General features: G+C 55.1%; 21 protein-coding genes. 11 read left to right on the top strand and 10 right to left on the bottom strand.

All coding sequences use genetic code 11. From position 1 onward, the window contains the following. The first annotated feature begins 73 nt into the window (after positions 1–73). On the top strand, positions 74–310 hold the full coding sequence (locus H4317_RS17250; RefSeq protein ID WP_185887794.1) for a hypothetical protein: 237 nt from the start codon (positions 74–76) through the stop codon (positions 308–310). 173 nt (positions 311–483) lie between these two features. On the opposite strand, the gene H4317_RS17245 is transcribed toward H4317_RS17250, so the two are convergent. The 4 genes from H4317_RS17245 to H4317_RS17230 form a co-directional block, all read right to left on the bottom strand. Then, positions 484–1,050: a hypothetical protein gene (locus H4317_RS17245; protein WP_185887793.1), complete on the bottom strand. Its 567-nt coding sequence runs from the start codon at positions 1,048–1,050 to the stop codon at positions 484–486. Between the two features lie 153 nt (positions 1,051–1,203). Next, a complete protein-coding gene (murQ, locus tag H4317_RS17240) occupies positions 1,204–2,004 on the bottom strand; it encodes an N-acetylmuramic acid 6-phosphate etherase (protein WP_185887792.1) in 801 nt (266 codons plus the stop codon). A gap of 72 nt (positions 2,005–2,076) precedes the next feature. After that, positions 2,077–2,346 carry a cytochrome b5 domain-containing protein gene (locus H4317_RS17235; RefSeq protein WP_185887791.1) on the bottom strand — a complete coding sequence of 90 codons (270 nt, stop codon included), beginning with the start codon at positions 2,344–2,346 and terminating at the stop codon, positions 2,077–2,079. 48 nt (positions 2,347–2,394) lie between these two features. Then, a complete protein-coding gene (locus tag H4317_RS17230) occupies positions 2,395–3,579 on the bottom strand; it encodes a formimidoylglutamase (protein ID WP_185887790.1) in 1,185 nt (394 codons plus the stop codon). 201 nt (positions 3,580–3,780) lie between these two features. Here H4317_RS17230 and H4317_RS17225 point away from each other — a divergent pair, with 201 nt between their 5' ends. The 7 genes from H4317_RS17225 (at position 3,781) to H4317_RS17195 (ending at position 14,783) form a co-directional block, all read left to right on the top strand. Next, positions 3,781–5,562, top strand: coding sequence for an AMP-dependent synthetase/ligase (locus H4317_RS17225; RefSeq protein ID WP_185887789.1), 1,782 nt, complete (start codon positions 3,781–3,783; stop codon positions 5,560–5,562). A 225-nt stretch (positions 5,563–5,787) separates the two neighbouring features. Beyond that, positions 5,788–6,264: a MarR family winged helix-turn-helix transcriptional regulator gene (locus H4317_RS17220; protein WP_185887788.1), complete on the top strand. Its 477-nt coding sequence runs from the start codon at positions 5,788–5,790 to the stop codon at positions 6,262–6,264. A gap of 156 nt (positions 6,265–6,420) precedes the next feature. Further along, on the top strand, positions 6,421–8,829 hold the full coding sequence (locus tag H4317_RS17215; RefSeq protein ID WP_185887787.1) for a 3-hydroxyacyl-CoA dehydrogenase/enoyl-CoA hydratase family protein: 2,409 nt from the start codon (positions 6,421–6,423) through the stop codon (positions 8,827–8,829). Positions 8,830–9,010: 181 nt separating this feature from the next. Next, positions 9,011–10,189 (top strand): acetyl-CoA C-acyltransferase, encoded by a 1,179-nt coding sequence (locus tag H4317_RS17210; RefSeq protein ID WP_185887786.1) that lies wholly within the window; start codon positions 9,011–9,013, stop codon positions 10,187–10,189. 26 nt (positions 10,190–10,215) lie between these two features. Next, complete coding sequence (locus H4317_RS17205) at positions 10,216–10,779, top strand: hypothetical protein (RefSeq protein WP_185887785.1); 564 nt, start codon at positions 10,216–10,218, stop codon at positions 10,777–10,779. A 411-nt stretch (positions 10,780–11,190) separates the two neighbouring features. Next, positions 11,191–12,978, top strand: a complete 1,788-nt coding sequence (locus H4317_RS17200) for an acyl-CoA dehydrogenase FadE (protein ID WP_185887784.1) — start codon at positions 11,191–11,193, stop codon at positions 12,976–12,978. 380 nt (positions 12,979–13,358) lie between these two features. Then, positions 13,359–14,783, top strand: a complete 1,425-nt coding sequence (locus tag H4317_RS17195; RefSeq protein ID WP_185887783.1) for a Glu/Leu/Phe/Val family dehydrogenase — start codon at positions 13,359–13,361, stop codon at positions 14,781–14,783. A gap of 75 nt (positions 14,784–14,858) precedes the next feature. Here H4317_RS17195 and H4317_RS17190 read toward each other — a convergent pair whose 3' ends face one another. Then, positions 14,859–16,310 (bottom strand): hypothetical protein, encoded by a 1,452-nt coding sequence (locus H4317_RS17190; RefSeq protein ID WP_185887782.1) that lies wholly within the window; start codon positions 16,308–16,310, stop codon positions 14,859–14,861. Between the two features lie 12 nt (positions 16,311–16,322). Further along, positions 16,323–16,445 carry a hypothetical protein gene (locus H4317_RS19430; protein ID WP_260625718.1) on the bottom strand — a complete coding sequence of 41 codons (123 nt, stop codon included), beginning with the start codon at positions 16,443–16,445 and terminating at the stop codon, positions 16,323–16,325. Positions 16,446–16,723: 278 nt separating this feature from the next. Between H4317_RS19430 and H4317_RS17185 the strand changes: the two genes are divergently transcribed. Continuing rightward, positions 16,724–16,957 (top strand): hypothetical protein, encoded by a 234-nt coding sequence (locus H4317_RS17185; protein ID WP_185887781.1) that lies wholly within the window; start codon positions 16,724–16,726, stop codon positions 16,955–16,957. A 72-nt stretch (positions 16,958–17,029) separates the two neighbouring features. Here H4317_RS17185 and recG read toward each other — a convergent pair whose 3' ends face one another. The 4 genes from recG to mutY form a co-directional block, all read right to left on the bottom strand. Beyond that, positions 17,030–19,129 (bottom strand): ATP-dependent DNA helicase RecG, encoded by a 2,100-nt coding sequence (gene recG, locus H4317_RS17180; protein WP_185887780.1) that lies wholly within the window; start codon positions 19,127–19,129, stop codon positions 17,030–17,032. An 81-nt stretch (positions 19,130–19,210) separates the two neighbouring features. After that, positions 19,211–19,807: a gliding motility lipoprotein GldD gene (gldD, locus tag H4317_RS17175; protein WP_185887779.1), complete on the bottom strand. Its 597-nt coding sequence runs from the start codon at positions 19,805–19,807 to the stop codon at positions 19,211–19,213. Positions 19,808–19,957: 150 nt separating this feature from the next. After that, positions 19,958–20,386: a single-stranded DNA-binding protein gene (locus tag H4317_RS17170; protein WP_185887778.1), complete on the bottom strand. Its 429-nt coding sequence runs from the start codon at positions 20,384–20,386 to the stop codon at positions 19,958–19,960. A 96-nt stretch (positions 20,387–20,482) separates the two neighbouring features. Further along, complete coding sequence (gene mutY / locus H4317_RS17165; RefSeq protein WP_349772196.1) at positions 20,483–21,523, bottom strand: A/G-specific adenine glycosylase; 1,041 nt, start codon at positions 21,521–21,523, stop codon at positions 20,483–20,485. A gap of 244 nt (positions 21,524–21,767) precedes the next feature. On the opposite strand from mutY, the gene H4317_RS17160 reads away from it, so the two are divergent. Further along, entirely contained in the window at positions 21,768–22,073 is a 306-nt protein-coding gene (locus H4317_RS17160) for an HU family DNA-binding protein (RefSeq protein ID WP_044014459.1), read from the top strand. Between the two features lie 82 nt (positions 22,074–22,155). Beyond that, positions 22,156–23,070 carry a tetratricopeptide repeat protein gene (locus H4317_RS17155; RefSeq protein ID WP_185887776.1) on the top strand — a complete coding sequence of 305 codons (915 nt, stop codon included), beginning with the start codon at positions 22,156–22,158 and terminating at the stop codon, positions 23,068–23,070. Positions 23,071–23,307 lie beyond the last annotated feature (237 nt).

Genomic DNA, 23,307 nt, shown 5'->3' with positions numbered 1-23,307 from the left:
TAAAGCTCCGATTCTCAGCCGTAAGGCAAGGAGTTTTTAAATCTGATTTTCACCTCTCTTTTCTTTCAACACCATGAAAAAAGTACTGTTCCTCGCCCTGGCTGCTGTTTCTTTCTCTTTCGCTTCTTGCGACAGCAAAACCGAAAACGCTCAAGAAGCTCAGGCTGAGCAGGTAGAAGATGCTGGCGAAGCTAAGGCTGACGCTATGGAAGATGCTGGCAACGAAGCTGGTGCTGACTCGGTAGAAAACGCTACTGAAGCCAAAGCTGACGCTATGGAAAACTCTGCTGACGCGCAAGACGCTAAGTAGTCTGACGCGCCTCTCGGCGCTCATAAAAAAAGGCTGTTCCTCCAGAGGAACAGCCTTTTTTTATGTCCAGTGCAAAGTGAAGCCTTGAGTATGCAGCTAACGTATTTCTCCAGTGGTGGCTTAAGGAAACGTTTCGGATTGTACTCAGCAACTCACGCTTGCCACAGGAAATATTAGCCAAGGCGGCGCTGAAGCAAGCCATCTACTACTTCAAACAGCTTGCGCGGTGGGTATGTGCGCCAAGGCAGTTCATCTAGCTGACCACCAAAATTGATGTACGAATCAAGGTTATACTGGCGCATTTCACGCGTCACATGCTCCTGGAAATTAACGGCCGCAATCCAGCCGTCTTCCACATCCTCGAACCATTCTTCGTAATAGTCGTCCTCGGAGCCGTGGAAATTAAAGACACTTTCCCCGATGAGGATGAATTTGCGGATGCCCTCATGCGTCATCAAGTCAATGATGTTACGCTTAAGATTCATGATGTCGTTTTCGATGGCATCATTCCATTCACCGATAAACTCGATGATGGCAATACCCAAGTCATAGTCGACGAACAGAATCTTGAGGAAGAGCGTCTCGGAATCGAGGCTGTCCCACTGCGGATGTATGTAGTAGCCGTAGATTGTGTTGACGTACGAGTCGAGGCTATTTTCGGCTTCAAAGAGAGGGGAGCGAGGGTCTTCAGTAGCAGAATACTGGTCTATCCAGGCGTAGTGCGGCTCAATGGTATGCATAGGTAGAGAGTTGAGGCATAAGCGTCTGCTTACACAGGACCGAAAGGAAAGTCTCTGCAACTTTCCTTTGTGCCTAAACTCAGAAGAAAGACAGCGGGTTTCCGAAAAGCTGGTTGGAACAGCAAAACCTCGGAATGCTACAGTGCCTTGCTTCTAGCGCTTAGCTGCCAACGCTGCTCGCACTGAACCGTGTTGCTGTAGCAACTGCGCTGCTTCGTCCTGGCCGACGCCCAGTTCATCCATCAGCATCTTTTCGCCCCGGTCTATCAGCTTCGCATTGGATAGCTGCATATCCACCATCTTGTTGCCCTTCACTCGTCCCAGCCGGATAAATGTGGCGGTAGTCAGCATATTGAGCACGAGCTTCTGGGCTGTGCCGGCCTTCAGGCGGGTACTGCCCGTCACGAACTCCGGCCCCGTTACTACTTCCACCGGAAACTCCGCTACGGCCGCAACCGCAGAGCCCGCATTGCAAACAATACAGCCCGTGGCCAATCCATGCTGCCGGGCCTGTTCCAGTCCGCCTATCACGTAGGGCGTACGGCCTGAAGCCGCAATACCTACCACAATATCCTTGTCTGTAATGTCGTAGGCTGCCAAGTCGCGCCATGCCTGCTCGGCATCATCTTCCGCGTTTTCCACTGCCCTACGGATGGCCGTGTCTCCTCCTGCAATCAGCCCAACTACCAATCCGTGCGGCACCCCGAATGTGGGAGGGCACTCGGAGGCGTCCAGCACACCTAGTCTGCCGCTGGTACCAGCCCCGATGTAGAACAGCCGGCCTCCCGCGCCTAATCGTGTTACGGTCGCTTCAACCAAGGCCTCAATCTGAGGTAGGGCCTTGGCTACCACTTGCGGCACGGTCTGGTCTACACTGTTGATGCCTTCCAGTAGCTCGCGTGTGCTCAGCGTTTCGAGGTTATTGAAAAGAGAGGCGCTTTCAGTTGTGTTCATGGGAAAGGTGGGTGGCGGGTGAGACGGGAGTTTTAGGCGAAAATAATAGAGCCACTTGCGGTGCGTATTCCTCTACGCAAGCCGGCCGATAACAGAAAAATTATCGAACACATTAGGCGTGTGGGGCGCATCCCGGTCGAGCTCCTGAGTAAGGTCTTGGCCTGCCCAATGCTCGTAATGGTTGCCGCGGCGCCATAGGCGGGAGCGTGTCACATCATAGATGAGCCCTCGGTAGGCTACCCATATTTCGTCCCGGTCCTGGCCGTTGCGCAGGGCCAGCTGGCCGCGCGTGTAGGCGGGTAGCTCGGCTTGGATGGTTCCTGGTTCCGTTGTCGGGGTCATATAGTGCTCAGTTCGACGGGTATGGGCAGGAGCATTGGCAGGCTACCATCAGCCGAGCAGGGCCTGCGTGAGAATCCAACGGTTGGGCAGGTCACCTTGGGAAGCATGGAAGTAGTCTTCATAGCTACACGGCACAATGCGCTTCACTTCCCCAGTCAGGTTCACTACTTCCATCCACCACCGCTCCGTCTGTTGCGACTTGTAAAATACAATACGGTCGGGCCCATCTTCCTTGTCTTCGTCTAAAGAAGCAAGCTCAGGAGGGCTGTGCAATCCGGCTGCATAACGGATGAAGTTGGGCCCTCGGAAATCGGTTTCGCGGCGCCGGTGGTAGTAGCCCTCCACAAAATACCAGAGCATAGTGGCCAGAACAGACGCCGCGAGGCCGTGCGTATCGTAGTCAGGCCGGTAGCCGTACAGGCCGAAGGAGCTGAGTTGGTCGTTGCAGCCGGCATACCAAGCCAACTTGGCGGCCTCTTCGTTGGTAAGCCCAAACGGGTTGGCCGGATAATAGCCTGGCGCGTCGTTCCAGCGCAGGGCCGCAATATCAAAGCTCACGAAATCGGCTTGGCGAAGCAGTGGTTCCGACTGCCGGATGTCGTCGCGGATCTGGCCCACGCGGAGGGTTTCAAAATGCAGCTTTTCCAACGCCGCTAGTACATCCGGCGCCACCAAGTATTGCTGGTGCGCCAACTGCGCGAAATTGAACAGGAAGCTAGGCTCATGCATAAGCATGCGCCGCAGATGGCTCTCTTCCGGCACGGCACAATCCTGCTCGGCCATATCTACTCGCGCATCTACGGCAGCAAAGCTAATAGGCCGGTCGAGCGTTTCGTAGGCCAGAAACTGCCCATAGTCTAAGTCATGGGAGCCGCCTAGCAGAATAGGTACTGTGTTATGCTCCAGCAATACGGCCACAATTTCGCGCAGACGCTGGTAGGTGTCATCGAGTGTAAGGCCGGGCCGCAGGTTGCCTAAGTCAACAATACGGGCCGGGCCGGTGCCTTTCTGCAGTTGGTAAAAGCGGCGGCGTACTTCATCGGCGCCTTGTAGAGCAGGCTGGCCTGCGGCGCTACCGCGCCATTCATCCAGCCCGATAAGCGCCATATCTGCCGCCCGCCAGTCAGGAAAAACATCCAGGAAAGCCGAAATATATGCTGCCAACGCAGTGGCACTGGCAGTAGCAGACGGTAGCTCTTCGTGGAGCGGATCAAAAAAAATGGCCAGATTCATCGGGCACAGAAGATGCGGACTCCGACAAAGCTACGCAAAAGCCTGCCACGGCCCTATTGGCTTTCTGCGGCAGATAGGAGCTTTCCCGCGAAAAAAGTAGTTATTTAAGCAGCGTTTCCCGTTCGGCTTAGGTAGTAAGGCTGGGCAGGAACGCAAAACTGACCTTCATTCGCCAGTCCCACCTTAGTGCCTTTTCACTCTATGGACATTCGCCGTACGTTCGATATTCTGCCCAATCTGCAGCAGAAGTACAACAAACCTGACTGCTTCGCGGCCAAAATCAACGGCCAGTACACGCCCATCAGCACCGATACGGTGGTAGAACAGGTGAATCTGGTGAGCCTCGGCCTGCGCAGCTTAGGCATCGGGAAAGATGACAAAGTCGCCATCATTTCTATGAACCGTCCCGAGTGGATGTTCGCCGATTTTGGTATTGCGCAGCTAGGTGCTACCAGCGTACCTATGTACCCAAGCATTACGGTAGAAGACTATAAATACATCTTCACCGATGCCGGAGTAAAAGCCGTTTTTGTGGCCGATACGAAGTTGCTGGACAAAGTGCGGGAGGCCACGCAGGGCTTGAACATTCCGCCTGACAATATTTTTACTTTTGACAAAGTACTAGGTGCCCGGCATTTCTCCGAACTGCTGGAACTGGGCAAAAAAGGGAATCCTGCAGATTTAGAGCCCATAAAAGCGGCCGTGCAGCCTGAAGATCTGCTGACGCTTATCTATACTTCCGGTACTACTGGCCAGCCGAAGGGCGTAATGCTAACGCATAACAACCTGCTCAGCAACTGCCGCAATTCCCAACGCTTCGTGCCCGTCACGAAGGACGATAAAGCCTTGAGTTTCCTGCCGCTCTGCCACATCTTCGAGCGGATGGTAACGCATCTGTACCTTATCAACGGCGTGAGCATCTACTACGCCGAGAGCATGGAAACCATTGCCGACAACCTGCGCGAGGTAAAACCCGAAATCTTTACCACTGTGCCGCGCCTGCTCGAAAAGGTCTACGACAAGATTGTAGCGAAAGGGCACACGCTGGAAGGCGTCAAGAAGAGCCTGTTTTTCTGGGCCCTGGATCTGGGCCTGAAGTACGACAACCAGAAAGACCACGGCTTCTTCTACAACACGCAGCTCAAGCTGGCCAATAAGCTCATCTTCAACAAGTGGCGCGAGGCCCTTGGCGGCAACCTGCGGTGTATTGTGAGTGGGGGCGGGGCCCTGCAGCCTCGCTTAGCCCGCGTGTTCTGGTCGGCCGGCATTCGGGTGATGGAAGGCTACGGGCTTACCGAAACCTCTCCCGTTATTGCAGTTGGCGGCTACGAGCCCGAAAACAACATGATTGGCACCGTGGGCCCTATCATCGACAACACCGAGGTGAAAATTGCTGCTGACGGCGAGATTCTAACCAAGTCGGAGTCGGTGATGAAAGGCTACTACAACAAGCCTGAGCTGACGGCCAAGGAATTCGACGAGGAAGGTTGGTTCCATACCGGCGACATCGGCGAGATGGTAGAAGGCAAATTCCTCAAAATCACCGACCGCAAGAAGGAGATGTTCAAGACCTCGGGCGGCAAATACATTGCCCCGCAGGTGCTGGAAGGCAAGCTGAAAGAGTCGCCGCTGGTAGAGCAGTGCATGGTGGTCGGCGACGGCCAGAAATTCCCGTCGGCCCTCGTCATTCCTTCCTTCGACGACCTCAAAGGCTGGTGCAAGCGCAACGGTGTGGACTGCAACTGCTCCAATGAGGAGTTAGTCAAAAACGAAAAGGTGGTGAAGATGTACGAAGACCTTGTGCACAAGTACAACGGTGGATTCGCACAATGGGAGCAGGTCAAGAAAATTGCCTTGCTGCCCCAGCTCTGGACCGTGGAAACCGGCGAAATGACGCCCACCATGAAGGTCAAGCGCAAAGCTATTACTGAGAATAATAAGGGGCTGATTGAAAGTCTGTACCAGCATGCTGTAAAGCCCTAATCCCAATTTGATTCTCTTGAAAAAAGGCCTGGCTACTCCACTGAGTTGCCAGGCCTTTTTTTGTTGATTGATTTGACTCAAGACGTATAGTGAGGCCGCTAGTCACTTGCAGCAATAGAAGCAAGTGGATGAGCAAAGGCACGTACAGGACAAAACTTTTTTGAGTAACTTAGTATGCAAGCATAACATATTTCTGTATGTTTACCGCACTTGCCGTACCTCCCCATGACTCCCGAAGAAACCGTCGATTATAACATCAAAGTTGCCTGGCACGCCATTTCGCGTATGTACAATACGCAGGCGGCCAAGCACGACATCACCACGAGCATTGGCTTTGTGTTGCTGAACATCGACCAGGAAAACGGCACGCCCGCTACGAAGATAGCACCGCTGCTAGGATTGGAAACACGTTCCTTGACGCGCATTCTGCGCTCTATGGAAGAAAAAGGCCTGATCTATAAACAGGCTGACACCCAGGACAAACGCTCGGTACGCATCTTCCTGACCGAGGAAGGCCTGCGTGGCAAGGAAATTTCCCGCCAAACGGTGCGCCACTTCAACCTGAAAGTGCGCGAGAAAATCCCGCAGAGTGAGTTGAATGTGTTCTTCAAGGTAGTAGCCCAGATTACGGGCATGATTGAGGGAAAAACCCTCTACGACGATTTCAAGCTGAAACCTCAGCGCTCCGAGTCGCCGGCGTAGCCGGGCGACCGGGGCTTTTTTTATAGGCTGGCTTCCCGCTTGAAAGGGAGCTTGTTTGTTCAGAAACTCGGCATGACGACTAGTTTCGGCCTTGGGCCGGTGACTGATAGCTGACAACCAACAACTTATTTCTTCCCACCTCATTCCTCCCCACGAATGAATCGTACCATCAAAAAAGTAGCCGTATTGGGCTCCGGGGTGATGGGCTCGCGCATTGCGTGCCACTTCGCCAACATCGGTGTGCAGGTACTGCTGCTCGACATTGCGCCCAAGGAGCTGCTGCCCGCTGAAGAGGCCAAAGGCCTGAAGCTGGACAACCCGGCCGTGAAGAACCGCATCGTGAACAGCTCGCTGCAGGCGGCCGTTGCGGCCAACCCCTCGCCGTTGTACCGCAAGCAGGACGTGAGCCGCATCAAGACCGGCAACTTTGACGATAACCTCAAGGACATTGCCGGCTGCGACTGGACGATTGAGGTGGTAGTAGAGCGTCTCGACATCAAAAAGAGCCTGTTTGAGCGCGTAGAGCAGTACCGCAAGCCCGGCACGCTCATCACGTCGAACACCTCGGGCATTCCGATTCACATGATGACGGAAGGCCGCTCTGACGACTTCCGCAAGCACTTCTGCGGCACGCACTTCTTCAACCCGCCCCGCTACCTGAAGCTGCTCGAAATCATCCCGACGCCGGAAACCGACAAGTCGGTGGTGGATTTCCTGATGCACTACGGCGACCTGTACTTGGGCAAAACCACAGTGCTGGCCAAAGACACGCCCGCTTTCATTGCCAACCGGGTGGGCGTTTTCGCCATCATGGACGTGGTGCAGGTGATGAGCGAGTTAGGCCTGACGGTGGAGGAAGTGGACAAGCTGACCGGGCCGGTTATCGGCCACGCCAAGTCGGCCACGTTCCGCACCTCTGATGTGGTAGGTCTGGATACGATGATCAACGTGGCCAACGGCCTCGCCCAGAACCTGCCCAACGACGAAGCCAAGCACGTGTTTCAGCTGCCCGACTTCATCAAGAAGATGGCCGAGAACAAATGGCTGGGCGACAAAACCGCCCAAGGCTTCTACAAGAAAGTGAAGGGCGCCGGCGGTAAGTCGGAAATTCAGGCCCTCGACCTGAATACGCTGGAATACAAGCCCAGTCAGAAGGTGAAGTTTGCCACTCTGGAAGCCACCAAGCCGATTGAAAAGCTGGCGGACCGCTTCAAGGTGCTGGCCGCCGGCAAAGACAAAGCCGGGGACTTCTACCGCAAGACCTTCGCCGGTCTGTTTGCCTACGTGAGCAACCGGATTCCGGAAATCACCGACTCGCTCTACAAGATTGACGACGCCCTGCGCGCCGGCTTCGGCTGGGACCTGGGCCCCTTCGAAACCTGGGATGCCTTGGGCGTGCAGAAGGGTCTGGAGCTGGCCAAGGTTGAAGGCAAAACCGTAGCGCCGTGGGTAGAGGAGATGGTAGCCGCCGGCCACACCGCCTTCTACAAAGTGAGCGAAGCGGGCGTGAAGCAGTTCTACGACATCGAGTCGAAGAGCTACCAGGCCATTCCGGGCATGGAGAACTTCATTATTCTGGATAACCTGCGCGCCACGGGCAAAGTGCTGTGGAAAAACGCTGGGGCCTCGGTACTCGACATGGGCGACGGGATTCTGAATGTGGAGTTCCACTCGAAGATGAACGCACTGGGTTCCGACGTCATCCAGGGCCTGCTGAAAGGCGTGGAGCTGGCCGAAAAGGACTTCCGCGGCCTCGTGGTGGGCAACGACGCGCCGAACTTCTCGGCTGGGGCCAACCTGGGCCTCGTGTACATGTTCGCGCTGGACCAGGAGTACGACGAGCTGAACCTGATGATTGCCCAGTTCCAGCAGGCTATGATGCGGATGCGCTACAGCAGCATTCCGGTGGTGGGCGCACCCCACGGCTTGGCCCTGGGCGGCGGCTGCGAGCTGAACCTGCACTGCGACCGGGTAGTTGCGGCGGCCGAAACCTACATGGGCCTTGTGGAATTCGGCGTGGGCCTGATTCCGGGCGGTGGCGGCACCAAGGAAATGACCTTGCGCACCGCCCTCAAATACGAGGAAGGTGAGCCGGAGTACAACCTGCTGCGCAACGCCTTCATGACGGTGAGCACCGCCAAAGTATCCACCTCGGCCCACGAAGCCTTCGACCTGGGCTTCCTGCGCCGCGGCGACGAAGTGGTGGTGAACTCCAACCGCGTACTGGCTCAGGCCAAAGCCGCCGCCATTGAGCTGGCCGAGGATGGCTACACCCAGCCGCTGCAGAAAACCAACATCAAGGTGCAGGGCAAAGGCGCTCTGGGCATGTTCCTGACCGGCGTACACGCCATGAAGGAAGGCCGCTACATCTCCGACCACGACGTGAAAATTGCCAACAAGTTGGCCTATATCATGTGCGGCGGCGACCTGAGCAGTCCCACCGAAGTATCGGAGCAGTACCTGCTGGACCTGGAGCGCGAAGCCTTCCTCAGCCTCACCGGCGAGCGGAAAACGCTGGAGCGTATTCAGTCGATTCTGACGACCGGCAAACCCTTGAGAAACTAGAGCTAAAAACTAGTTCCCCTCCTTGGAAAGGAGGGGCTAGGGGTGGTTGAATGACGTCAGAACAATACTAGAGCTAGTTCTAAAAACTGTTCTACCAGCCGTCAACCACCCCCAACCCCTCCTTTCCAAGGAGGGGAGGTAGCCTACCTCTACTTCCCCACCTTCTCTAAGACTTGAAACCATGAACGCATATATCGTAGCCGGTTACCGTACGGCCGTTGGCAAGGCCAACCGCGGCGGTTTCCGCTTCACCCGCCCCGATGACCTCGCCGCCGACGTCATCAAGCACTTGGTGGCCTCGGTGCCCCAGCTGGACCCCACCCGCATCGACGACGTGATTGTGGGCAACGCCGTACCCGAGGCCGAGCAGGGCCTGCAGATGGGCCGCCTGATTTCGCTGCTGGCTCTGCCGATGAATGTGTCGGGCCTCATCGTGAACCGCTACTGCGGCTCCGGCGTGGAAACCATTGCCATGGCCGCCGGTAAAATTGCCGCTGGTATGGCCGACTGCATCGTGGCCGGCGGTACCGAAAGCATGAGCCTAGTGCCCACCGTGGGCTGGAAAACCGTGCCCAACTACAACCTGGCCCAGAAGCACCCCGACTACTACCTCGGCATGGGCCTCACCGCCGAAGCCGTGGCCCAGGATTACGGCATCACCCGCGAAGACCAGGACCAGTTTGCTTACAACTCGCACCAGAAGGCCATCAAAGCCATTCAGGAAGGCAAGTTCAAGGACCAGATTGTGCCCGTAACCGTGGAGGAAACCTACCTCGACCAAGCCACCGGCAAAAAGAAAAACCGCTCGTTCGTAGTCGATACCGACGAAGGCCCCCGCGCCGATACTTCCCTGGAGGCCTTGGGCAAGCTGCGCCCCGTGTTTGCCGCCAACGGCTCGGTAACGGCCGGTAACTCCTCGCAGACTTCCGACGGTGCCGCTTTCGTCATCGTCATGTCGGAGCGCATGGTGAAGGAGCTGAATCTGGAGCCGATTGCCCGCATGGTGACCTACGCCACCGAAGGCATCGACCCGCGCATCATGGGCATGGGCCCCATCAAGGCCGTGCCGAAGGCACTGCGCCAGGCCGGTATGAAGCTTCAGGACATCGACCTGTTCGAGCTGAACGAGGCCTTCGCCTCCCAGAGCCTCGCAGTGATGCGCGAGCTGCACATGGACCAGAGCAAAGTGAACGTGAACGGCGGCGCCATTGCCCTTGGCCACCCGCTGGGCTGCTCCGGCGCTAAGCTCAGCATCCAGCTGTTCCACGAGCTGCGCGCCCGGGGCCAAAAGTACGGCATGGTAACCGCCTGCGTAGGGGGCGGCCAGGGCGTAGCCGGCATCTACGAGCTGCTGAAGTAGCACATGCTTTAGCTTAAAAGCACGTCATGCTGAACGCAGTGAAGCATCTCTACCGCACAAGTAATCAGTCTCGATTACCAGGCAACAAAGGTGCTTCACTGCTGCTCATCTTCACTTTTTTCTGGCTTACAGTTTCAGCAAACTACCAAGCTCAGGCGCAACGGTTCGATTTTTCCATGCGTGAAGCAGTAAAGGTTTCAACGCCTATTGTTGCCCAACTGTGTCACTATTTGGAGAAGCGGGATGGCGCGCCAATGACAATAGGAGGGGAATACTTATACGTTCCTGTTTTTAATGTTCTTAATCGTTCACAGAAACAGTTTACGGATGGTGTTTACATGTTCCTGTCAGGCTCTCATGATTCCGGCCAGCTCTTTATCAATCAAAAGGGCAAGGTCATTATCCTGAGGAATGGCTCAGTATCCGAAATACTGTCCGATTATGGTAGCTTCCTTAAGCAGTATTCATTGCCTGAGACCAAACAGCTGGCCTATTTATCGGCAATTGCGGCCTTCATGCAATACCAGTACAAAGACACACAGCAACTAATCAAAAGCGGTGGTTTGGAGCAGTTAAAAAACAAGCCATAGCTCGACTAGTAACAGCACATGCTTTAGCTTGTGCCGTGGGCGGCCCGAAGCCCAGCTTCGGACGGAAAACTCAGCCGCTCACGGCACAAGCCAAAGCTGCGTAGTTGGAACGGTGTAGAGACGCAATATTTTGCGTCTCGTCGTTGAACGGCTGGCACCGCCCATGCTAAACAACGTCAGCAAAAAGGAGACGCAAAATATTGCGTCTCTACACGTTCTGCCGAACCGCAAAAAGAAACCCCACATCAAACTGGGGTTTTCTTTTCGTGAACTAGTCGGCAAGCATAACAAATTTTTGTATCTTTCGGTACGACAAAACAACGGGGCTTACTTGCCGGTAAATAGTAGGTAAGCCGAGTAGTTTCTCTTCTTTTTGACTTCGAATTTTCCCACATCAACCCTCACCCGGTCATGGAAGTAACCAACCAACTTGTGAAAGGCGGCGAGTTTATCATCAAGGAAACCGACGCCCAGGACGTATTCACGCCCGCCGATTTTTCGGAGGAGCAGAACATGATGCACCAGACTGCTCTCGACTTCGTGGAGAAGGAGGTGCAGCCGTTGCTGGAGCGCCTCGATAACCACGAGGAAGGCCTCATGCGCGGCCTGATGGAAAAAGCCGGTCAACTGGGCCTGTTCGGCGTGAGCATTCCTGAGCAGTACGGCGGACTGGACATGGACTTCCCCACGTCGCTGCGCGTGACGGAGGGTGTGGGCGGTGGCCACTCGTTCCCGGTGGCCTTCGCGGCGCATACCGGCATTGCCATGCTGCCCATTCTGTACTTCGGCAACGACGAGCAGAAGGCCAAGTACCTGCCCGGCCTCACCAACGGCGAGTTGATGGGTGCCTACTGCCTCACCGAGCCTGGCTCCGGTTCCGACGCCTTGGGCGCCAAAACTAAAGCCATGCCCACCGAGGACGGTGAGCATTACGTGCTCAACGGCCAGAAAATGTGGATTACCAACGGCGGTTTCGCCGACGTATTCATCGTGTTTGCGCAGGTGGATGGTGACAAGTTCACCGGCTTCATTGTGGAGAAAAACACGCCCGGCCTGAGCCTCGGCAACGAGGAGCACAAGATGGGCATCAAGGGTTCCTCGACCCGCCAGGTGTTCCTGTCCGACGTGAAAGTGCCGAAATCGGCGGTGCTGGGCGAGATTGGCAAAGGCCACCTCATTGCTTTCAACATCCTGAACATCGGCCGCATCAAGCTGGCTGCCGCTTGCCTGGGTGCTACCAAAATGGCTGCCACGCTGAGTGTGAAGTATGCTAACGAGCGGGTGCAGTTCAAGCTGCCCATCAGCAAGTTCGGCGCTATCAAGTACAAGCTGGCCCAGCAGGCCGTGCGGATTTACGCCGTAGAATCGGCTATTTACCGCGCCGGCATGGACATCTTCCGCATGGAGCAGGAGCTGCTCAGCAAAGGCCAGAGCCACAACGAGGCCCTGCTGGGGGCTGCCCGCGAGTTTGCTGTGGAGTGCGCCATTCTGAAAGTGGAAGGCTCAGAAGTGCTCGACTACGTGGTGGATGAAGGCGTACAGATCTACGGTGGCTACGGCTTCTCGGCCGATTACCCCATGGACCGCGCCTACCGGGATTCGCGCATCAACCGCATCTTCGAGGGTACCAACGAAATCAACCGCATGCTGGCCGTCGACATGATCCTGAAGAAGGCCATGAAAGGCGAACTGGACCTGATGGGCCCCGCCCAGGCCGTGCAGCAGGAGCTGATGGCCATTCCGGACTTCAATCTGGAAGAGGAAACCGGCCTGTTTGCTGCTGAGAAAAAGACCATTGCCAAGCTGAAGAAGGCCATCTTGATGGTAGCTGGTACGGCCGTGCAGAAGTACATGAACTCGCTCGCCAAAGAGCAGGAAGTACTGATGAACATTGCCGACATGGCCATCAAGGTGTACACCGCCGAAAGCACGTTGCTGCGCGTAGAGAAGGAAGCCGCCACCAAAGGCGAGGAGGCCGTTTCGACGCAAATCGATATTGCCCGCGTGTATCTCTACGACACGGTAGATCAGGTGAACAAGTTTGGCAAAGACGCCATCGGCACTATGACTGAGGGTGACGAGCAGCGCCTGCTGGCTATGGGCCTGAAGCGGTTCACCAAAGCCGACCTCTACAACGCCAAGGAGGCCCGTCGTCGCATTGCTGACCACCTCATTGCCGCCAACGAGTACACCTACTAAATCAGGGATTTAGCCGGATTCATCGGATTTGACGGATGTTGTAGACAGTGCTGGCAGGCGCTTTCTGCGGGTTGTGAAACCGATGAGAATCTGAGTAACAACAAGCCGCTCCCGGTTCGGGGGCGGCTTGTTGTGTTTTAGAGGTCAGGATGGTGTAGAGACGCGTATTCGCGTCTCGTCGTCCGCACCACACAGACCTTTGGCTATGGCGTGGGCTGTTAGAGTTATTCTGGCTGGTTGGGTAAACAACATCAGCAATGACGAGACGCGAATACGCGTCTCTACACCGTTAAATCAGGCTCAAAAACGAACCTTGGCACAACGCCAGCGGCCGGGCTGCCGTTTGCAAGGAGATACTCCCACCTTCATTCCATCCACTTATGGCCAACGAACAGGTACAGGGCAAAGACTTTTACGAGAGCGTGCTGCGGTTTTACGACCATGCGGCAAGCTTTTCCAAACTCGACCCCGGCATCATTGCCCAAATCCGGGCCTGCAACAGCATTTATAAGGTCAACTTCCCGGTGGAGGTAGACGGTCATGTGCAGGTGTTCGAAGGTATCCGGGTGCAGCACAGTCACCACAAGCTGCCCAGCAAAGGCGGCATCCGGTACAGCGTGTATGTAGACGAGGAGGAAGTAATGGCTCTGGCCACGCTCATGACCTTTAAGTGTGCGCTGGTGGACGTGCCGTTCGGTGGCGCGAAAGGTGGCGTGAAAATCAATCCGCGCACCACGCCCGTCAACGTGCTGGAGCGCGTAACGCGACGCTACGCCAGTGAGCTGATCAAGAAAAACCTGATCGGCCCGGGCATGGACGTGCCGGCCCCTGACTACGGTACCGGTAGCCGCGAAATGGCCTGGATTGCCGATACGTACATGACGTTCAAGTACGGCGACACCAACGCGCTGGGCTGTGTGACCGGCAAACCCGTCGGGCAGGGCGGTATCCGGGGGCGGACCGAGGCCACGGGACTGGGCGTGTTCTACGGCCTGCGGGAACTGCTGCTCGATGAGCCCATGCTGAAGAAAGCGGGCCTGAGTAGCGGTATTGCCGGCAAGCGCATTATTGTGCAGGGCCTGGGCAACGTGGGCTACTACGCGGCGCATTTCTGCCAGGAAGAAGGCGCCCTTATCACCGGCATTGCCGAGCGGGAAGGCGGCATCTACAACGAGAAAGGCCTCGACGTGGCAGCCGTGTTCAAGCACCGCCAGGAAACGGGCTCCGTGCTGGGCTTCGCCGGCGCAAAAGACATAGCTGAGTCGCTGGATTTGCTGGAATACGAGTGCGACGTACTGCTGCCCGCCGCGTTGGAAAACCAGATTCATGAGGGCAACGCAGCCAACATCAAGGCCAAAATTGTTGCGGAAGGAGCCAACGGTCCTACCACGCAGGGAGCCGAGAAAATCCTGCTGGAGAAAGGCATTATCATTCTGCCTGACTTATACCTCAACGCTGGCGGCGTGACAGTATCGTACTTCGAGTGGCTGAAAAACCTGTCGAACGTGCGGTTTGGCCGTATGGGCAAACGCGCTGAGGAGGCTGCTATGCGCCGCTTGGTTACCACCATTGAGCGCACCACCGGCAAAACCGTTACTCCCGAGGAGCGGCAACTCATCATCCACGGCGCCGACGAAATAGATCTTGTGCGTTCTGGCCTTGAGGACACGATGATTACCGCCTACCAGTCCATTCGTAAGGTAATGGATGACATACCAAGTATCACTGACCTACGCACAGCCGCTTTCTACAGCGCCATCGAGAAAATCGGCGTCAGCTACCAGTCCCTCGGCATCTTTCCATAAGCCAACCGCAATACAAACGAAAAAGCCGCCTCTGGGAACAGAGGCGGCTTTTTTACATCAGAAAGAATCCGTGGTTTACTTTACCACAATCTTGTTCAGCATGAGGGCCGCTGATTTCTTGCTGGGGCGGCTGACGCCGATGAGGGTTTTGGCATCAAGCCAGCCAGTGAAATCCTTCACATAGGAAGGGTTCTGGTCGGCGGCCACGTTCAGGCCCAAACCCTTTGGCTCCGAAATTACGCCTGTCTGCGCGTTTACCCGGCGCAGGTACAAATCGGACTTGTTTTTGAGTTTCTCCCAGGTTACAAACTGAATATCCTGCCCGAATACGGTGGCGCGGTAGCCGATACTGCTGAAGCCCTCAGTAGCAGGGGCTACTTGGTCTTTAGCAATTATGCTGTGCCAGCTAGGGGCCTGAAACTCATTGTATCCAAACAAATGCAGTTCGCGGGTATGGCCAGGCGAATCGTCTCCGCCTTCCTCATATTTCTTCTCTGCTACCACAACCAGCTGTTTCTCTTCCGAAATGAGTAAATCCGTGAGATACACGTCTTCTAGGCGCTTGGCATTGGTCGCGCTGGCCTTATTGGTTTCGGCTAGGTACTCAGGCGTGAAGCGAAACTCGGGCGCAAACTTCATATCCCCTTCCCCCGAGAAGTCAAACTTGACCACTTTCAGGCTGTAGTAAAGTCCGCTCTCCCGCTCGTTGCAAATGGCCGCGGCATACAGGGTATTGTCGGGCTGCAGCAGAAAGCGAGAGTCAAACACGTTGACGACTTTGCCGCCGAAAACACCGCCTACCGCTACCGACATTACTTTGATGTTGTTGGCTGTGTTGAGGTAGCGGCGTACTGTCAGCTTCTTCATCTCGTCGCTCACGAGCGTCACGTACTGCGTGCCGTCATTGCCGACGTGGATGGTAGTGGAAAAGAAAGCACCCTGGTCACTGAAGTCGTAGGCCCGGTCTTTCACCTTGGTTAGCTTTTCGTCATAAACACTGGCGCTGATGGACCGTATTTGCACGTCGCGGGTGAGGTAGCGCCAAGCTACCAGCTTGCTGCCATCGGGTGAAAAAGCGACGCCGGGGCGCCGGTCGCGGATGCCGGTATCTATCAGTTTCTTTAGCGGTGCCTTCTGTCCGTTGCTGAGGTCAATAGCCTGCGCCGACAGTGTCTGAGAAGCCCCGTTTTTCTGATGAATCACGACAACAGCCTGACTGTTGCTGCTGGCAAACCCGTCAATGGCCTGCTCAGCGGTGAGGGGCAAAGAGGCAGCCCATTGCAGCTTGAGGTCGGCGTCGTAGCGCTCCACAGCATATTCTGTAGCCGATTTGTGCGCCAGAATGAGGAAGCCTCCTTTAGCCAAAGGCAGCGTTTTGCGTGCTACACGCTGGTTGTAGCGGTCATCAGACTGCTCCGGAATGTAGCTGAAAGAGGCTGACTTTACTTTCTGAGCCCACACTACAGTGGGAGTAAACAGCAGGCCGCAAGCAAGGGAGCTGGCAGCTAGTAGATATTTAAAACGCACGAAGAAAGCAGGTTACGTGGAGTAATGGACAAAACCCAAAAAAATGTATTCTCCAAAGGTATCCAACTCCAAGCTCTTGCCGTACACGCCCCGCACCCGTTCAGGCAACCGGCCGTCGGGTAACGATTTGTTCATGCTTCCATAATGCTGAGAAGGTCACTTTTGCGCCTGCTCTCCGTTTACTTTGCAGGCGAAATATTAATTGCAGCCTGCATGGAAGGAGAATGAGAAGTGCTGATTATCTACTCTCTGAAAAATAAGTAGACGGCAATTTTCTTTCTCCAGAGCATTGAATGGGAGTTTTCATCCACTGTAGAGCTTACTGGTAATCAGAAAGCTACCAGCGGAGAAGAAATTTGGCCTTAACTTTGTTCCGCCGCGCTTTCGCTAGTCGGGGCAGCTACACACTCAATATGAAATCTTTACTTCGCTTCATTCTTCTCTTCGCTCTCATCATCATCGGTAAGGTAGCAAAAGAACCATCAAACCTGTCGGATATGGCAAAAGCCATGCGCTCAGTCCAGGTAACTCCAGTTCAGCCGGTGTCACTTCTGCAGCAGCTCACAGTCCAGTCCGACGCCCCGGCGGGGGATTCCCAGTGGCACACCATGGAGCCTGTCAGCCATTCAGCTACAAGCTTTCAATAGAATTTTCGGTAAGCGGCCGTTGAGGGTCGCTTTTTTTATGCCCAGCCCGCAACGATGCCAGCAGGCTAGCTGCTAGCTGATTCGGCTCCAGTTGACGGCTGTAGCAGGTAAACTCTCGATGTGCCGCCGGATGGGCTGATTGTCAGGCTTAGCCAGGGCGGGGTCGTCGTTGAGCAGAGCCTGAGCCGCTGCCCGGCTTTCGGCCAGAATGCGGCCATCTTTGGCCAGGTCGGCTATCAGCAGGTCCAGCACGCCGCTTTGCTGGGTGCCCATCAGGTCGCCGGGCCCCCGCAGCTTCAGGTCGATATCGGCAATTTCAAATCCATTGTTGGTGCGCACCATCGTTTCGATGCGCGTACGGGAGTCTTTGCTGAGCTTGTAGCCACTCATCAGAATGCAGTAGCTCTGCTCAGCGCCCCGGCCCACGCGGCCACGCAGCTGGTGCAGCTGCGATAGGCCAAACCGTTCAGTGCTTTCAATCACCATTACAGAAGCATTGGGCACGTTCACGCCTACCTCAATGACGGTGGTAGCCACCATAATCTGGGTTTTGCGCTCCACGAAGCGCTGCATCTCAGCATCCTTCTCGGCCGCCGACATGCGCCCATGCACGATGCTGATCTGGAACTCCGGAAAGGCGCGCGCAATGCTTTCGTAGCCGTCCATGAGGTCCTTGTAATCGGCCATGGCTTCGCTCTCCTCAATCAGCGGGTAGACGATGTATACCTGCCGGCCCAGGTTGATCTGGTCGCGCAGGAAGCCGAACACTTTCAGGCGGTTTGAGTCGAAGCGGTGCACCGTGACGATAGGCTTGCGGCCAGCCGGTAGCTCATCAATTACAGACACGTCTAGGTCGCCGTAGAGCGTCATGGCCAGCGTGCGCGGAATGGGTGTCGCCGTCATCACCAGCACATGGGGTATCACATGCGGGTTCTTCTGCCAGAGCTTGGAGCGTTGTGCTACACCAAACCGGTGCTGCTCGTCCATGATGGTGAGGCCCAGGTTGCGGAACTGCACTACATCTTCGAGCAACGCGTGCGTGCCAACCAACATGTGCATTTCACCAGAACGCAACTGCTCGTGTAGCACGCGCCGCTCGGCCGTGCGGGTGCTGCCGGTCAGCTTCCCGATGTTGAGACCCAGCAGGTCGGCGTACTGCTTCAGGCCTACATAGTGCTGGTCAGCCAGAATTTCAGTGGGCGCCATCAGGCAGCTTTGTGCGCCGTTATCAGCTGCCATTAGCATGCTGATGAAGGCCACAATAGTTTTGCCCGAGCCCACGTCGCCTTGCAACAGCCGGTTCATTTGCTTGCCGGAGCAGAAGTCTTTGTAGATATCGTGGATGACGCGCTTCTGAGCCCCGGTCAGGTCAAAAGGCATCACCTCTTTGTAGAAATGCACCAGGGACGGCACTTCCCGGAATATTTGTCCGGCCAATTCTACTTTGCGCTGGTCGCGCTGGCGCAGCAGCTTAAGCTGCACGTAGAACAGTTCCTCAAACTTGAGCCGAAACCGTGCCGCCTGCAGCAATTCGGTGCTCTGCGGAAAGTGAATCTGCTGGTAGGCAGTGGCCTTGTCCATCAGCCCATACTGCCGCACCAAGTCTTCCGAAAGCGTTTCGTGCACCTGCGGCAGCGCAAGCTTCAGCAGATCGAAGACCATGCGCGCAATAGCCTTGCTATCCACGCGGTGGTAGTTCTTGAGCTTCTCGGTGGTGTTGTAAACAGGTTGCAGGTAGCTCTGGCCTGGTTTTGCTTCGGTTACTTCTTCCAGTTCTGGGTGTGCCATCTGGGGCCGCCCATTGAACATGGTAGGCTTGCCAAAAACGATGTATTCCTGGTGGTTTTTGATGATTTTCTCCAGGTAGTTCACTCCCTTGAACCACACCAGCTCCAGTTCACCGCTGGCATCCGCTATTTTGGCCACCATGCGCTTCTTGGGGCCTTCTCCTACTACTTCACGGTTGCGCAGAATGCCTTTCACCTGCACGTAAGGTAAGTCGTCGTGCAGGTCGCAGATGTTGTAAAATTGCGTGCGGTCGAGGTAGCGGAACGGATACCGCTGGATCAAATCACCGTAGGTGAATAGGTTCAACTCTTTTTGCAGCAGTTGAGCCCGCTGCAGCCCCACCCCGCGCAGGTATTCAATCTTGGTCTGAAAGAAATTACTCATCTAATAGCTGTTAGCTATTGGCTGTTAGCCAGGAACCGAGCAGATAGCCAACAGCAACTAGCAGTCAGCTATCAGCTCTGGTTACTGGTATTTTAGCGTGTTCAGCAGCTGCACAATGTCCTTTTTCACGTAGTCAATCACCGGCGCCAACGAGTCGTTGGCAGTAGCCGTACGGAAGTAGAGGGCTCCGCGGAAGAAGTGTTTTGTACTGTCGGTGGTATAAAACTGAAACTGACTGGGAACTTCCCCCTGCAACTCAAATACGGCTATCCGCATGCCGTTGGGCGTTTTCAGGATGTTTTCATCAATGGCGGTAGCCTTGATTTCGTGCTTGCTGGTAAGCTTGCGCGCATCCTCTAGCAGCTTGGTATAGAGCTGCGGTTTGCCGGCAATGTTTGCATACGTAATCTGCACATTAGCCTGCAGCTTTGGATAATACACGTTGATCCAGTGCGGCTGCGCCAGATAAGACGAGTCGCGCAGCACCTTGGCATAGCGCGAATACTGGAACGTGTAGGGGTGGCCTGGCGCCAGCGGCTGGTAGGCATGCGGCGGCAGGTCAATACGGTTGTAGCCTTTCGGTTTGGGCGTATAGTCACCCTCAGAGCCGGAAGAAGTGCAAGCCGTGGCAAGCAGTCCTAAGACTGAAAGCACACAAGAGAATCGGAAAGCAGGCATTGGCAGCAATGCAGAAGTACAACTCAAAGGTAACGCGAAACCAAACGTGAAAATGCTGGATATTTTCCGGCCGTCGCCACAGGTTTCGGCAACCGTTGCAACGCAAAAAGCCCTGGCTGCGTGCCAGGGCTTTTTGTAGGAGTAGCCAGATTAGAAGGGCAGTTGGTCCAGTTCTGGCTCCTGTCGGAACGTTTGAGGCGCCTCTGCCGCAGCTTCCTGCTGGCTGTTGTGGCCATCAGTAGCGTGCGGCCGGCCGCCCAGCATGGTTATTTCGTCGGCAATGATTTCGGTGATATAGCGGGTCTGGTTGTCCTTATCTTGGTATTGGCGCGTCCGGATTTTGCCTTCTACATATACCTGTTGGCCCTTTTTGAGGTATTTCTCCGCCATTTCAGCCAAACCCCGCCAAGCGGCGATGTTATGCCATTCGGTCCGCTCAATGCGGGTGCCTTGCTTGTCGCGGTAATACTCGTTGGTAGCCAGCGTAAAGTTTGCTACACTGCTACCGCCTTCGAGGTGGCGCACCTCTGGGTCTTTGCCCAGATTCCCTACCAAAATTACTTTGTTGATGCCTGCCATCAGTAGAATATTATAATGTGAGAAAAGGTAAGAGAGACACTTTATCTTACTTTAAAGATATTAAAACTCAGAAGCAATTCCAAATAAATTAGCTGGTTATTTAATCGAATTGCTAATATAGTTAGCAATTAAAATGGGTTTGGGCAACTCTTCTATTTCTGAGCTACTGAAAGCGGCTAGCCCCGTTGATTGCAGGCTAGAAGCAGGCAGCGGCTCCTGCAGCCATACAACATGGAATTTGGCTTCTACTTTTTGATGACTCAGGACGTGACGCATAGCCTGAACCGGCTCTTCTACCTGCTGTAGATCTAGCTGGCCGCCTACTGCCTCGACGGCCGCCACTAGTGCTACCGCCGCTAGCTCTCCGGACTCTGTTTCCTGCAGGTGAAAGTCGTAGAGTCCTTCCCAGATGTCTTTAGGGCCCCGCTTGCGCATGTATATCGTGTCGGCATGGCGTAGCACCAGATAGTGAAAGAAGCGGGTGCGGGCGGCTTTGGCTTTACTCTTTACCGGAAGCTCACTGACCATGCCATGCTGAAACGCGTAACAATGGCTCTGCAATGGGCAAAATAGGCAGTCAGGTTTTAGGGGTGTGCACTGAATAGCACCAAACTCCATAATGGCCTGGTTGAATTCTGCTGGCTGGTCCGCCGGAATGAGAGTATCAGCCAACTGCTGAAATACTTTGCGGTTAGCCGGCGCGGCAATGTCTTGCGTAAGGCCAAATACGCGAGCCAGCACCCGGAACACATTGCCATCCAGCACCGCTACCTGCTCATTGAAGGCGAAGGAAGCAATAGCCGCCGCCGTGTATTGGCCGACCCCCCGTAGCTGTAGCAAGCCTGCATAAGAAGTCGGAAACTGACTATCGTATTCGCGCACTACCTGCTGAGCCGTGTGGTGCATGTTCCGGGCGCGGCTGTAGTATCCCAAGCCCTGCCAGTGGCGCAGCACTTCGTCTTCAGGAGCCGCAGCCAAGTGCTGCACCGTTGGATAGGAGTTGATAAAGGTGAAATAATAGGGAAGACCCTGCTTCACGCGTGTTTGTTGTAGGATCACCTCCGACAGCCAGATAGCATATGGGTCTCGGGTATGGCGCCAAGGCAGGTCGCGGCGATGCCGCGGGTACCATTCCAAGAGAGTCTTAGCAAAAAAGGGGTGCGTAACAGAAGAGAGTAGATGATTCAAGTGTTTGAAAAAGAATAAGTTGTATGGTTTTTAGAAGCCCGTTTCTATTGCTGTGAAAACTATTGCAAAACCAAAAAAGGGGGCTACCTTTGTGGCCCCAATTCGCAAGCGAACAGCTTACCGGGCAAGGGCTTACGTCTTGAATTGGACTTTTTGCCCAGCACTCATTTTTCACCCCATAGTACCTACCAGCGTGACTAAAGCAGAAGTAATCGCCGAAATTGCCGACAAGACTGGCATTGAGAAAGCAGACGTTTCGGCTACCGTGGAAGCCTTCTTCAAAGTCGTGAAGGATTCGATGGCCGAAGGCAACAACATCTACGTACGCGGCTTCGGCAGCTTCGTAAACAAAAAACGTGCGAAGAAAGTCGCTCGCAACATCTCGAAAAATACGTCAATCATCATTGACGAGCATTTTATTCCGAGCTTCAAGCCGTCGAAAACGTTCATCGGTAAGATCAAGAACAGCAAGAAAATCAAGGAACTAGCTAACGCCTAAGCCTCTGGCTCAGGCATAACGCACTGCTGGCGGCGCCGCTGGGCATCCTGCTTATGGAAGCCCGGCGGCCTGCTTTTTTCGGATGGCTACACGCACCAACTCACATCAGCTGATTCTGCTTGCCGTCGCTCTGGCGTTGGTAGCTGGGCTGTTTCTGCTGCCCAAGGTGATTGTCAAGCCCAAGGAAGGCAAAGGCGACTTGGCGCAGAGTGCTGCCCGCACTGCTAACCGCGACAATGGCGCGGCGGCCCCTTCTACCACCGAACTAGACGAGCACGGCCACCCGGCCGGCAGCCACGACGAGCCCGGTGCCACACCGGAGCAGCCGCACATGGTGGTAGCGCCGGCGCAACGCCGCGAAATCAACGGTTTGCTGGCGAAGTACTCGGCTGAAAAAGACCCAATTTCCAAGCTTCGGGTAGCCTCGGACTTGGCAATCAAGTATAAGGCAGTGGAGAAGTTCGACAGCGCCGGGTATTACTTGGAGCAACTGGCGCAGGCCCGCCCCGGCGAACAGGCCTGGAAACGGGCAGCTGATGCGTACTTCGAAGCATTCAGCTTCGCAACTACACAGGAGCGCCAGAAGCAGCTAGGAGCCAAGTGCCAAGAGCTCTATGGGAAAGTGTTGAAAAACAACCCGGAGAACTTGGATGCCAAAACCAACCTGGGTATGGCCTTCATGGCTGGCGAAAATCCGGTGCAGGGTGTGGTGCTGCTACGCGAAGTATTGGCCATTGATCCGCAGAACGAAAAGGCCATTTATAACCTTGGTCTGCTCTCGATGCAGAGCAATCAATACGAGAAAGCAGTAGAGCGTTTTCGGGAGCTAACGAAGGTAAATCCTGAAAACGTCAACGGACAGTTTTATCTTGGCGTCGCTTTAGCTCAGACTGGAGCGAAAGAAGATGCCCGGAAAGCTTTCCAGAAAGCCAAAAGCCTGAGCACTGATCCTGGCCTGACGGCCTCGGTTGACGAGCAGCTTCAGAAATTGAATTAAGTACCTTTTCTACTAACCCTTAACCTCATCAAACATGCCCTGCGGAAAAAAAAGAAAGCGTCATAAGATTGCTACCCACAAACGGAAGAAGCGCCTGCGCAAAAACCGTCACAAGAAGAAGTAATCCCTTGCGGGGTCTGCTGGCGGGGCTTGTCGGCTAAACGCAAGTCACCGTCTATCTCTCATCTTGTATCCCCGAGAGTGGCCACTAGTTCGCTTTCCCCGAGGCTTGCAAGG

This window comes from Hymenobacter sediminicola, from assembly GCF_014250515.1.
Taxonomy (GTDB): Bacteria; Bacteroidota; Bacteroidia; order Cytophagales; family Hymenobacteraceae; genus Hymenobacter; species Hymenobacter sediminicola.
This window is presented reverse-complemented; position numbering and strand designations above follow the sequence as displayed.

Coding starts and splice junctions, on each gene's coding strand:
- H4317_RS17250 (WP_185887794.1), top strand. CDS start 74: ATGAAAAAAGTACTGTTCCTCGCCCTGGCTGCTGTTTCTTTCTCTTTC.
- H4317_RS17245 (WP_185887793.1), bottom strand. CDS start 1,050: ATGCATACCATTGAGCCGCACTACGCCTGGATAGACCAGTATTCTGCT.
- murQ (WP_185887792.1), bottom strand. CDS start 2,004: ATGAACACAACTGAAAGCGCCTCTCTTTTCAATAACCTCGAAACGCTG.
- H4317_RS17235 (WP_185887791.1), bottom strand. CDS start 2,346: ATGACCCCGACAACGGAACCAGGAACCATCCAAGCCGAGCTACCCGCC.
- H4317_RS17230 (WP_185887790.1), bottom strand. CDS start 3,579: ATGAATCTGGCCATTTTTTTTGATCCGCTCCACGAAGAGCTACCGTCT.
- H4317_RS17225 (WP_185887789.1), top strand. CDS start 3,781: ATGGACATTCGCCGTACGTTCGATATTCTGCCCAATCTGCAGCAGAAG.
- H4317_RS17220 (WP_185887788.1), top strand. CDS start 5,788: ATGACTCCCGAAGAAACCGTCGATTATAACATCAAAGTTGCCTGGCAC.
- H4317_RS17215 (WP_185887787.1), top strand. CDS start 6,421: ATGAATCGTACCATCAAAAAAGTAGCCGTATTGGGCTCCGGGGTGATG.
- H4317_RS17210 (WP_185887786.1), top strand. CDS start 9,011: ATGAACGCATATATCGTAGCCGGTTACCGTACGGCCGTTGGCAAGGCC.
- H4317_RS17205 (WP_185887785.1), top strand. CDS start 10,216: ATGCTGAACGCAGTGAAGCATCTCTACCGCACAAGTAATCAGTCTCGA.
- H4317_RS17200 (WP_185887784.1), top strand. CDS start 11,191: ATGGAAGTAACCAACCAACTTGTGAAAGGCGGCGAGTTTATCATCAAG.
- H4317_RS17195 (WP_185887783.1), top strand. CDS start 13,359: ATGGCCAACGAACAGGTACAGGGCAAAGACTTTTACGAGAGCGTGCTG.
- H4317_RS19430 (WP_260625718.1), bottom strand. CDS start 16,445: ATGAACAAATCGTTACCCGACGGCCGGTTGCCTGAACGGGTGCGGGGC.
- H4317_RS17185 (WP_185887781.1), top strand. CDS start 16,724: ATGAAATCTTTACTTCGCTTCATTCTTCTCTTCGCTCTCATCATCATC.
- recG (WP_185887780.1), bottom strand. CDS start 19,129: ATGAGTAATTTCTTTCAGACCAAGATTGAATACCTGCGCGGGGTGGGG.
- gldD (WP_185887779.1), bottom strand. CDS start 19,807: ATGCCTGCTTTCCGATTCTCTTGTGTGCTTTCAGTCTTAGGACTGCTT.
- H4317_RS17170 (WP_185887778.1), bottom strand. CDS start 20,386: ATGGCAGGCATCAACAAAGTAATTTTGGTAGGGAATCTGGGCAAAGAC.
- H4317_RS17155 (WP_185887776.1), top strand. CDS start 22,156: ATGGCTACACGCACCAACTCACATCAGCTGATTCTGCTTGCCGTCGCT.